Source organism: Citrobacter sp. S55_ASV_140 (genome assembly GCF_018919505.1).
Lineage (GTDB): Bacteria > Pseudomonadota > Gammaproteobacteria > Enterobacterales > Enterobacteriaceae > Citrobacter > Citrobacter werkmanii.
In genome coordinates, this window is the sequence record NZ_JAHLQZ010000146.1 from 1 (window position 1) to 10,937 (window position 10,937).

Below are 10,937 nucleotides of genomic sequence, written 5' to 3' on the forward strand. Positions count from 1 at the left end.
CGCGTATTCACCGTCAGGGAATTTCGCTGTCGGGCGGCGATCCGCTGCATCCGCAAAACGTGCCGGATATTCTGCAACTGGTACAACGTATTCGCGCTGAGTGTCCGGGGAAAGATATCTGGGTGTGGACCGGCTACAAGCTCGATGAACTCAACGCCGCACAGATGCAGGTGGTGGATCTCATCAACGTGCTGGTTGATGGCAAATTTGTGCAGGACCTCAAAGACCCGGCGCTGATCTGGCGCGGTAGCAGCAACCAGGTCGTGCATCATTTGCGATAAAATCACTCAGGAGAGGCGTGTTCACAGCCTCTCCGTCCATTTACTCATTCGCGATTGCGCTTTACCACGGGCATCAATGGCACGCCCATCCGGCAGCCAGCGCTCCGCTTCCCCTTTCAGTATCCCCTTTTCATAACAGAGACGCTGGGCAAGCGAGCCGTCCGGATAGAACTGTTCGCTGAGCTGGTGACGCAACCCCTGACACCACTGCTCACGCAGCTGTAGCTGCCCGGAAGGATAAAAGCTGCGGCATTCGCCGTGCAGCAGGCCGTCAAGCCACTGCTCTTCTCGCAGTAGCTCGCCGTTTTCCGAGAAGTAACGAGCAATACCGTCCGGCCTGCCCTCACGATACGCCTGCTGCATAGCTAGCTGGCCGTTAGGATGCCAGCGCTCCATTACCCCATGCAGCGCCCCCTGTTGATATCGCAAAACTGCCAGCAGGCGTCCGTTCTCTTCAATTCGCGTCTCACCGTTTAGCTGGTCGTTCGCAAGATTTGCCCGTAGCAGGGTGTTATCCAGGTGATATTCCTGCATATCGCTCATCAGTTAATCTTCACCAGGCCACCTTTAATCATCAGCATCCCGCCACCATCCACCGTTTGGGTCGCGCTGGCTTTGCTGGTGAGCGTGGCTTTTGCTTCGTGGCTGATGGTTGCGGCTTTCTGGGTCAGCGAGGCTTTCGCTTCACTGGCTATGCTGGTGGCATCCAGCTTCATGCTGCCCGACGCGCTGGCGTTAAGACCCGACCCGCTCTTGATGTCCAACGTTTTACCGCTCTCGAGAGTTAGCGTACCGCTGACCTTAATCGTCAGGTTGCCATCGACGTTCAGCGTGTAGTTGCCCTTTACCTTATGCGTCTCGTTGCCGTCGATGACGTGCTCCTGATTGCCTTTCACCGTCACGCTGCGCTTCTCTTTTACCTCCAGTGTGTCGCTGCCTTTTTCGATTTTCACCGCACGATTGCCTTTTTTTAGGGTGACGGTTTCGTTGCCCTCTTCAACGGTACGCGTGCGGTCGTTTTTGACGTTCTGAATGTCGTCATGGCTGATAGTCGTTTTGCTGTCGTTAAGAACGGTAAGCTGGAAGTCTTTTTGCGCCTGCATCGCCAGCAGCTCGGCATCTTTTTTGTCGTCGAAGCGTAGTTCGTTGAAGCCTTTTTCACTTTTGGTTTTAATGCCCGACTGGGTCTGGTTCGCCGGAAGTGCGTACGGCAGCGCATTCGCGCCGTTGTAGACGCAGCCGGTAATCAGCGGTTTATCCGGGTCGCCGTCGATAAAGCTCACCACCACTTCCTGACCGATGCGCGGGATAAACTGCGCGCCGAAGCCGTTGCCGCTCCACGCCGTCGCCACCCGCAGCCAGCAGGAGCTGGTTTCGTCGCTTTTGCCCTCTCTGTCCCATGGGAACTGCACCTTCACCCGACCAAGTTTGTCGGTCCAGATCTCCTCGCCGCTTTTACCCACCACCGTCGCCGTTTGCGTATGCATAAAGGGTTGTGGCGTCACGGCGAGGGGGCGATACGGCGTGGCCTTTGGAATAGCAGTGAAGCGGTTGCGATAGCGTTCACCGTCGTACTCGTGGCTAACGGCGGTGATTAGCCAGTCGATGTTCAGAGATTTGTCGTCATGATCGGTTAGCGTAAACCAGTGCCCGGCCATCAACGCCGCGCAGTCGCTTTCACCGACCAGCTGTTTCGCCTGCGCTTTCAGGGCGTTAACCTTCCACGCCGTCAGCGCGTCGCCTTCGGCTTTAACGCTAAAACGCCCCGGATGCTGATACTGCATACCGCCCTTCTTCTCACCGGCCTGGGCAAACAGCGCCGCTTTTGGCTGCTCGTAGTTATAGTCGCTGCTCTGGAAGCCCTGCGCGGTGGCCTGTAAATGCAGTTCTGCCGAGCGAATCATCCCGGTTTCCCGTGCGCCGCTTGCTGCGGCCTGATACTTCACTTTTTTGTCGCCAGGTATCGGCGGGAAGGCGCTGTTATCATCCGCCAGCACCAGCGTATGCTTGCCTGCTGCGTGGGTGAAGAACCAGAAAATCCCCTCCTGCTCCAGCAGCCGCGAGACAAAATTAAAATCGCTTTCGTTGTATTGCAGGCAGTATTCACGCTTCGCCGGTTTGCTTTTCAGTTGAAATTTGTAGTCGCTAAACCCGGCGTCTTTAAACACCTTCTCGACGATCTCCTGCGCGCTGAGGTTCTGGAACACACGGTTGTTACTGGCAAGCGTCAGCCACCACAGCCAGGGACGCAGGACAAACTGGTAGCGATCGGCGTTAGCGGTGGCGGGGAGCTGGTGCGCCTCGGCAATCAGCCCGTCGTAGTCGGCGTTGTTGATCGTCGTTGTCAGATGAGTTGCCAGCGTGCTGTCGTGGGTTAGCGGCGCGGAGGTAGCCGCGGCAACGGTGGCGGTGGTCAGACCGTTAAGTTGGGAGTCGGTGTGTACAGTGGCGGCGGTAAGGCCGGTCAGGGTTGGGGCGGTGAGTTTTATTATAGTGGTGTCGGGCATAATAAATTCCAAACCAATTTAGTTTTGTATAAAAATATCTTCAGAAGACGTTATCTATATGTGAATTATTTTTTCATCATAAGATGATATTCACCATGTATACTGTGGGAGTTCCGCAATTGTTATTCCCTTTGCACAATCAGAAAACATATATTTTGGTATTTTAGATATATCACGACCTTCAATATATAAAAAATCAGCCCCACCATCCCCTGGATAAATCAATAAACATGGAGGTTTAACTCCTCCCGGCACTGACGTGCAAAAAGAGGGGCGATAAGTACCTTTGTCGTCTTGGATACTTATTATTATCTTCAAAGGCTTAGATTCCACTATCATTGTTCTTGTTTTAGACGTTACTTTTGACAATGGTTTCGGAAGTATTTTTGTTTTTGAAATAAAAGTATTATGACAATCATCACAAGGAAATGCATTTTGCACAAATAACAATACCCTTTCTTTATTTGAATATTTACACAATGCTATCATTTCGGCATGATTATCTGGACGCCTACGCATTTCTCCAGTAAAATCAGAATCTTCCTGTGTCCAATGCCCACTAGGCGCGAGAGTGTGAGGAACAACTTCAATTGTCATACTGACTCCTTCTAAATTTATATAGTTCTAACTTTAATATCAAATTTTACATTTAATAAACACTCATATATTCATTATTTAAAAAAATCCCCAACCACCAGGTTCTCCACATCTCTGGCCCCGGCTCCTTTACACTTCTCCATTACCCTCTCAACCAATCCATCCTCCATATTTAATTTCTCCCCCGTCGCCACAAAATACCGCTGTGATAATTTCTCCAGTTTCGCCAGCACAATGCCTTTTAATATTTTTTCATCCAATGCCCGATAGACCACCGTGGTCATCCTTGCTAAAAACGCCGGGCGGAAATGTTTTAATAACTCCTCACGCAATGCCTCGTTAAAGTGTTCGCTCTTTAATTCACTAACCGGCGTGTCGAGAATTAACTCCGCGCCGACGTTGCTGGTTGCCAGCATTACCGTATTTTTAAAATCGACAATCAGCCCGGTGCCGTCTTCCATTACCCCTTTGTCGAAAACGTTATAAAACGCCTCCAGCACGTCCGGGTGCGCTTTTTCGATTTCGTCGAGCAGCACCACCGAATAAGGCCGACGGCGCACGGCTTCGGTTAACGCCCCGCCGCTGCCATAACCGACGTAGCCCGGCGGCGCGCCTTTGAGCTGGCTGACGGTATGCGCCTCCTGATATTCCGACAGGTTAATGGTGATCAGATTGCGCTCGCCGCCGTACAAAGCATCGGCCAGCGCATAGGCGGTTTCGGTTTTACCCACGCCGGTTGGCCCCACCAGCAGAAACACGCCGACCGGTTTTTGCGGGTCGGTCAGACCGCTGCGATAGGCGCGCAGACGTTGGGCAATGGTCTCCAGCGCCGCCTGCTGACCCATTACCCGCTCGCTCATGCGTGCAACCAGCGTACGCAGGGCGTGGGCTTCATCGGTCTGCATCTGGCCGATTGGGATCCCGGTCCAGCCGCTGATCACCGAAGCCACCGTGGCGGGATCGACGCAGTCCGGCACCAGCGGCACTTCGTCACGTAGCTGGGCGGCGGCGGTTTCCAGTTTGCCGATCAGCGCGGCGCACTCCACCAGTTCCTCTTCTAGTTCATCATCCTCTTCCAGCCGCACGCTGAGATCCAGCATTCGCTGACGGGCGGCCTGTAGCTCGCCGACCCGCTGGCGCTCGTCCTGCCAGCGCTCCTCCACCTCCCGCGCCTGCTGGTGGAGTTTTTCCGCCTGCGCTTCCAGTTCACACAGCCTGTCGTGATGATCGACGCCCACCAGCAGCTCACGATTCAGACGTTCGCTCTCTTCTTCAATGGCCGCCAGATGCTGACGGATCTCCTCAAGCTGAGGCGGCACGTCATGCTGCGCCAGCGCCACCCGCGCGCAGGCGGTGTCGAGTACGCTGATCGCTTTGTCCGGCAACTGGCGACCAGAGATATAGCGCTGCGAGAGGCGCACCGCCTCGCGGATCGCCGTATCCAGAATTTGTACCCCGTGATGCGCCTCCAGTTTATCGGCCACCGCCCGCAGCATGATCACCGCGCTGTTCTCGTCCGGTTCCTCGATCTGGATACGCTGAAAACGCCGGTCCAGCGCCGGATCTTTCTCGAAATATTTTTTGTACTCCTGCCAGGTGGTGGCGGCGATGGTACGCAGTTCACCACGCGCCAGCGCCGGTTTCAGCAGGTTGGCGGCATCATTACCCCCCTCGGCGCCGCCCGCGCCAATCAGCGTGTGGGCTTCGTCGATAAATAAAATGATCGGCTGCGGGGATTTTTTAACGGCGTCAATGACGCCTTTTAGTCGCTGCTCAAATTCACCTTTCACGCCCGCTCCCGCCTGCAACAAGCCAAGATCGAGCGCCAGCAGAGCGACATCACGCAACGACGGCGGCACGCTGGCTTCGGCGATGCGCAGCGCCAGTCCTTCGGCGACGGCGGTTTTGCCCACACCTGGCGCACCCACCAGAATCGGGTTGTTCTGCCTGCGACGCAGCAGGATGTCGATGCACTGGCGGATCTCCGCGTCGCGCCCGATGATCGGATCGATCCGCCCTTCCCGCGCGTCACGCGTCAGATCGTGCGTATATTGATCCAGAACCCCGCCTTCACGCTTCGGGGATTCGCCCTTGTCAGGGTCTGCAGCCTCCTCAACGGAGTTGCGACACCAGCTCTGCCACTGGCTTTCCAGCTCCGCAGCCGGAAGCTGTAACAATAGTGGCATTCCCTGCGCCAACTGGGTACGCAGCCGTTCTCGGGTGAGTAAGGTCAGGAGCAATAAGGCCGAACGAACCAGAGGAATACGCTGGAACGTCGCCTGCAAAATCGCCCCTTCCAGTAGCTCTATCAGGTGTACGGAAAACACCGGCATCCGCGTACAGCCCGTTTTGAACTGCGCCTGAGCACGCTGGATCTCTTCACGTAACGTATCGGTGGAGATCGCCGCGTTGCTCAGGCAATACGCTAAATCACAGTGTTCATCATCCAGTAGAGCCAGCAGCATATGCTCCGGCTCAACGAACCAGTGTCCCTGCGCCCGGCTGCGTTCGGCGGCCTGTTCCAGCGCACGAAAACAAATTGGGTTCAGTCGTTTTACCAGCGCTTTCAAATCCATTTACTGTTCTCCTCAAGATGCTGTTGGCAATGGAACATGGCGGGCTTGCGCCCTGCCAGTTGCGCGGTATAACCCAGACGCGGCGGTGCAACGCGGGTTAAGCGATGATCCAGAGTCAGGGTTGCGCGCATCATCAATTCCAGCGTTATTCCCGCGCCAAACCAGATTTCCGCTAATTTGCTCAGTTGAATAAATCCCCGTCCGCCAGGTAAAAATGTTCGCCACTGCGCGGCATTTTCCGCACGCAGATGCACCCGTAGCGCCGCATGCTGATTCCATATTCGCCGACCGGCGACGCTATTGCGCCCCAGCCGACACCCGGTCCGGCTTTGAGACGCCAGCGGCAAGGATTGCCAGCGCCCGATAAACTCCTCAATATGGACGGTGATACCGAGCGTTGCCGCCACCAGCGCCACAAATCCCGCCGTTGAACGCCGACGATTCTCCAGCCCGCTGCTTTGCGACAGCAGACGCTGTAGCTGCCCAGACTGAGGCTTTTTTACGGCATCCAGATCAAAACCACACAGCACCCGCATCAACGTAACCCCCGGCGCATCTTCTCGCCTGGCGTAAGGCGTTGCCAGCCGATACAGGCTCAGGCTACGGCAGTGATGTTGAATCAAGCGCTGTTGAAACAGATGAATAAAGTCCTGCGACGCACTGTTTTTATCCTGCGCCGCCTGTTGCAGCCATTCCAGCCAGCCGTAGGGCAGCACCCCATCGGCCCCGCCCGGCCCCAGGCTGTGGACCTGAAGGGTACCGTCGCGCAGCGACACCTCCGCAGGCGCGAACGCCAGCCCCAGTTCCCCCCGCAGCGCGGGCGTTTCACCGCTCGCCCGTAAGATGCGGATACACTGCTCGAGCGAAAAGCGCCACGGCTCGCGCCGCAATTGGGCGATTACGCTATCAGCGCGGTCTGTTCGGCTTCTGTCCATAGCGACAGTTCCTCTCCATCTTCCTGCAATACCGTACGAACAAAGCAGTTCGCGGTGGCATTGCGAGCCAGAAAACGGGCGATGATGCCGGCAAATAGCAGTCGGCTATTGCCAGTAAATGATTGTTGTTCAAGAGTTAACGTCACCCGAATGCCGTTATGCCAGCCGCGCCAGGCATCACCTCCCCGATGCTCACTGACCCGTTGGCAACGCATCTCGCGAATACCATTAATCTGTTGCCAGACGGCGGGTGACGCGGCGGAAGGGGCGTACAGCGCCAGCAGCTCTTTCAGCGACGCCAGCGCCATCTCGCCTTCCACCAGCGACAGGTGATTGAGCGCCAGCGAGGAAAGCAACTTCCAGCGCGTGTCCCGCTGTAATGCTGGCTCAGAAGGCGTGGTCGGCGTACCCAGTAAATGTACTTGCGCAACCGGGCCCGGCACTTCGAAGGTCAATGGCGTTCCCGCTGTAAGTTGTGCAGCTTGCTCACCGTTGCTGCACCAGAGCGTTGCCGTCAGACTGGTTTCTTCATCCGCCATATACGGGTCAAAACGGCTGTCCACTAGCGTTAGCCACAGCGCATTCCCCTGGTGGCGGTGACGCCGTGCATACCAGAACCAGCGGGCCTCGCTATGTCCCTGGGCTGAGTAGTACGCAGGAACGCGCCAGGCTTTCTCACGGCGACTCATCCACAGCGCCTGTACGCGGTAGATGTGCACATTTTTGTCATGATGATCGGCGACCAGCCGATGTTCGCTCTGGGTATGTTCGACAAGCAGCGGCTCTGAGGTGCGAGTGAAAAGGTTTATTACCGGCACGCAGCCCAGACGAATATCGCCAGGTTTAATATGCTGTGCTGCCTGTGGAGCATTGTCGAAAGGGATACACACCGTGATACTGTCGCCCTCGCCCGTCGACGGCAGCGGTAAATCAAAATACATCAGCGTCTGCGGACAGTTCATCCAGGCACTGAGCGCCAGCACGCTGGACTCTACGCCCGGTTCGCTGGGCAAAATCTTTTCGGCATTCAGCAGGCCAATGGGATGTGGGCGCAGCGGCCCAATGACATGGGCGTATAACAAATCAAACAGCGTGGCATTGATTTGCGGCGAACCGCTGAGATGAATGCGCAACTGTGTTACCGCCAACGTTGAGAACTGATGCGGCGGCAGGCAACGTAGCTGAATACGCAATGCGCCACGCGCCTGCGCCATTCCGCTCAACTGCCGGGCCTGTGCGGCATCACACCAGTCAACATTTTCAATCTCGATAGGCCATAGCGTTTGCGCCAATGCCGTGCGCCACCAGACCGTTTCTCCACTTTCCGTTTGCGCGTATAACGGCGTTCCGGCAGGAAGCATGTAGCCCTGACTCAGATCGCCCGCCAGCGGATCGGCGGTAAAACAAGCGGTTGCGCAAGAAGGAAAAGGGCGTAACAAATGGGGAGAGAGCTGTTCCAGTAGCGAGTCGCATAGCTCACCAAAGCCGTCATCAAGACGCTGATGTAGCCTGGCGCTTTGCAACGCAAAGCCTTCCAGAAGTCGCTCAACATGGGGATCCGGGCAATCGAATTCACTCAGCCGCAGTCGGGAAGCAACATGCGGATGCCGACGAGCGAATTCACCGCTGGCGGTTCGCAGCCATCGTAGCTCTTGCAGATAATCATCAAGCAATCGATCGTCCATTGATCTCCCCTGATACGGGTTATCGCCAACCGCCATTTTGGTACGCCAGCTCCAGCGTTAGCGGTTCGTCGTCGTTCCACAGCATCGCGTCAAGTTGCAGCGTCAGCGTCTGATGATGGGCATCTTTTACGCTCACGATCAGCGCCTGAATCCGGGGCTCATGGCGCAAAATAACAGCGCGCAGCTGACGGCAATACCAACGCAGCACCCGTTCATCGCCTGCGTTCAGCCCGTGCCATTCCGGGACGCCCCAGGCAAGCAGCACCGGCAATGTGTCAGCATCTTCTGCCGCACGGGAGTTGAACAGTCTTCTCAACTCCCGGCAAACCGACTCACGCGGCGTAATGTCCTCATCCATCAGTCTGTCGAGCAGCGCGACGGGTAGTGACATGGGCATTACCTCAAGTTACGGTTTCTTATTCATCGCCATATCCCAGACGGAAGAGACGTTACCCTCTTTCTGACCTCCCAGTTTCTGAGCGGTGATTTCCCATTTAATTTTGGTGAAGTTCAGCGACATCGTTTCCACCGGTTTGCCACCGGAACCGCCGCTCACGCTCAGATGCGAGATAACCACGTTATCCAGGGTATACACGATAAGTGGCAGCATTTTGCCGTCATCATTCCGACATAACGTCAGTACAGCCTCTTTAATCATCTTCCCACTACAGCAGTACTCGTTAAGCTTCGGCGTGGAAAGGTCGACAAACTTGGTCAGCGACATTTCCCCCACGTGCGCCCGTCCGGAGGTGCGTTCGGTGTTACTGACGTCGTTGGTGACCTGCATTGCGACGTTATGGCTGTAGGACATGATCTCTATCTGATCTTTAAATCCATCAACCTGACTTTCGCCTTTGATATCGTCGAGCTTTAAAAAAATCGCATCCATGGTTTATCTCCTTAATGATCAAGCGGCTGCCGGTGGCGGCAGTTCGGCGACCAGACGGATAGAGGTGGTTAACTCTTCTAACTGGAAGTGCGGACGCAGGAATACAACCGCGCGATAGACCCCCGGCTTGCCAGGCACAGCACTTACGTCCACCCGCGCTTCGCGCAGCGGATAACGCGCTTTGATCTCCTGTGGGGCGCTGTCGGTGAGCAGGACATAATCGGCAATCCAGTTGTTGAGGTAGCTTTCGATCTCGTCACGGCTCATAAAGCTGCCAATCTTGTCGCGCATAATAGCCTTCAGGTAGTGCGCAAAGCGCGAGGCGGCCAGGATGTACGGTAGCATCGCTGAAATGCGCGCGTTGGCGTTGGCTTCCGGCGTGTTGTAGATTTTTGCCTGATTAGTCGTTTGTCCACCAAAGAACGCGGCGGTGTTAGTATTCTTTTTATGGCACAGCGCGATAAACCCGAGATCGTTCAACTCTTTCTCACGGCGATCGGTGATGGCTATCTCCGTTGGACAGCGCAGACTGATATCGCCGGATGGCGTAGAGAAGGTATGCGCTGGAAGATCTTCCACCAGTCCACCGCCTTCAGCGCCACGAATCGCCGCGCACCAGCCATACAAGGCAAATGCCTCGGTAATGCGGTTAGCCAGCACCCATGCGGCGTTGCCCCACAGGTATTTACTCGCGTCCATGCCGTTAACATCTTCAACGAAGTTCACCCCTTCTACCGGCACCGTATCCGGTCCGTACGGCAGACGCTGCAACACATGCGGTAACACCAGCGAGACATAGCGGGAGTCATCGCTATCGCGGAAGGCTCGCCATTTAATCAATTCGGTGCTTTCGAAGATCTTCGCCAGATCGCGCGGGACGCCCAGCTCAGCGAACGATCCCATATCAAATAAGCGCGGACTGGCGGCAGCAATAAATGGCGCATGGGCCGCTGCCGCCACCTGGGAGATTTTCTCCAGCAGCGCCACGTCCTGCGGATGTCGACCAAACTCAAAATCGCCCACCAACACGCTGTAAGGGTTGCCGCCGAAAGTCCCGTATTCATCTTCATACAGTTTTTTGAACAACGTGCTCTGGTCAAACTCGACCGCTTTTTCCAGATCGTCCTGCAACTCCTTACGTGACACATTCAGCAGACGCAATTTCAGCCGGGTGCTGGTTTCGGTATTCATCACAAATTGATGCAGGCCACGCCAGGAGGCTTCCAGTTTCTGCATCTCCGGGTGATGTAATACTTCATTCAACTGGTCGCTGATGAGCGCGTCAATCTGCGCAATGCGGTGGTTGATCATCGCTACGGTATCGCTTTCAATCACCATCCCTTCATCAAGAATCTGCGTAGCCAGTTCTTCCAGCATGTCACGCGCGTAGGTCTGCTGTAGCTCATCGCGCGCCATCCGCCCTTCCTGAATAATGCGGTCCAGCACGCTCAGCGTAACGGTTTGCCC

General features: G+C 55.8%; 10 protein-coding genes. 1 reads left to right on the forward strand and 9 read right to left on the reverse strand.

The annotated features are described in order from the left end of the window. Window positions 1-281: 4Fe-4S cluster-binding domain-containing protein (locus KQJ18_RS17755; RefSeq protein ID WP_216422402.1), on the forward strand; the 281-nt coding region annotated here is incomplete at its 5' end. A 21-nt stretch (window positions 282-302) separates the two neighbouring features. On the opposite strand, the gene KQJ18_RS17760 is transcribed toward KQJ18_RS17755, so the two are convergent. From KQJ18_RS17760 to tssC, 9 genes are all read right to left on the reverse strand, one after another. Next, window positions 303-824, reverse strand: a complete 522-nt coding sequence (locus KQJ18_RS17760; protein ID WP_216422403.1) for a toxin-antitoxin system YwqK family antitoxin — start codon at window positions 822-824, stop codon at window positions 303-305. Further along, window positions 824-2,788 (reverse strand): type VI secretion system tip protein TssI/VgrG, encoded by a 1,965-nt coding sequence (gene tssI, locus KQJ18_RS17765; RefSeq protein WP_216422405.1) that lies wholly within the window; start codon window positions 2,786-2,788, stop codon window positions 824-826. The genes KQJ18_RS17760 and tssI overlap by 1 nt, the downstream gene beginning before the upstream one ends. Before the next feature lie 90 nt (window positions 2,789-2,878). Continuing rightward, complete coding sequence (locus KQJ18_RS17770) at window positions 2,879-3,385, reverse strand: hypothetical protein (protein ID WP_139815565.1); 507 nt, start codon at window positions 3,383-3,385, stop codon at window positions 2,879-2,881. Between the two features lie 74 nt (window positions 3,386-3,459). Next, window positions 3,460-5,961, reverse strand: a complete 2,502-nt coding sequence (gene tssH / locus KQJ18_RS17775) for a type VI secretion system ATPase TssH (RefSeq protein WP_216422407.1) — start codon at window positions 5,959-5,961, stop codon at window positions 3,460-3,462. Then, entirely contained in the window at window positions 5,952-6,896 is a 945-nt protein-coding gene (locus tag KQJ18_RS17780) for a type VI secretion system baseplate subunit TssG (protein WP_150344546.1), read from the reverse strand. Before KQJ18_RS17780 ends, tssH begins: the two co-directional genes overlap by 10 nt. Continuing rightward, window positions 6,860-8,581 (reverse strand): type VI secretion system baseplate subunit TssF, encoded by a 1,722-nt coding sequence (gene tssF, locus KQJ18_RS17785; protein ID WP_150344545.1) that lies wholly within the window; start codon window positions 8,579-8,581, stop codon window positions 6,860-6,862. Before tssF ends, KQJ18_RS17780 begins: the two co-directional genes overlap by 37 nt. A gap of 19 nt (window positions 8,582-8,600) precedes the next feature. Next, entirely contained in the window at window positions 8,601-8,978 is a 378-nt protein-coding gene (gene tssE / locus KQJ18_RS17790; RefSeq protein WP_216422409.1) for a type VI secretion system baseplate subunit TssE, read from the reverse strand. 9 nt (window positions 8,979-8,987) lie between these two features. Further along, window positions 8,988-9,470 (reverse strand): Hcp family type VI secretion system effector, encoded by a 483-nt coding sequence (locus tag KQJ18_RS17795; RefSeq protein ID WP_121529883.1) that lies wholly within the window; start codon window positions 9,468-9,470, stop codon window positions 8,988-8,990. An 18-nt stretch (window positions 9,471-9,488) separates the two neighbouring features. Then, the coding region (tssC, locus tag KQJ18_RS17800) for a type VI secretion system contractile sheath large subunit (protein ID WP_253297518.1) at window positions 9,489-10,937 on the reverse strand (1,449 nt) is incomplete at its 5' end.

Coding starts and splice junctions, on each gene's coding strand:
- KQJ18_RS17760 (WP_216422403.1), bottom strand. CDS start 824: ATGAGCGATATGCAGGAATATCACCTGGATAACACCCTGCTACGGGCA.
- tssI (WP_216422405.1), bottom strand. CDS start 2,788: ATGCCCGACACCACTATAATAAAACTCACCGCCCCAACCCTGACCGGC.
- KQJ18_RS17770 (WP_139815565.1), bottom strand. CDS start 3,385: ATGACAATTGAAGTTGTTCCTCACACTCTCGCGCCTAGTGGGCATTGG.
- tssH (WP_216422407.1), bottom strand. CDS start 5,961: ATGGATTTGAAAGCGCTGGTAAAACGACTGAACCCAATTTGTTTTCGT.
- KQJ18_RS17780 (WP_150344546.1), bottom strand. CDS start 6,896: ATGGACAGAAGCCGAACAGACCGCGCTGATAGCGTAATCGCCCAATTG.
- tssF (WP_150344545.1), bottom strand. CDS start 8,581: ATGGACGATCGATTGCTTGATGATTATCTGCAAGAGCTACGATGGCTG.
- tssE (WP_216422409.1), bottom strand. CDS start 8,978: ATGCCCATGTCACTACCCGTCGCGCTGCTCGACAGACTGATGGATGAG.
- KQJ18_RS17795 (WP_121529883.1), bottom strand. CDS start 9,470: ATGGATGCGATTTTTTTAAAGCTCGACGATATCAAAGGCGAAAGTCAG.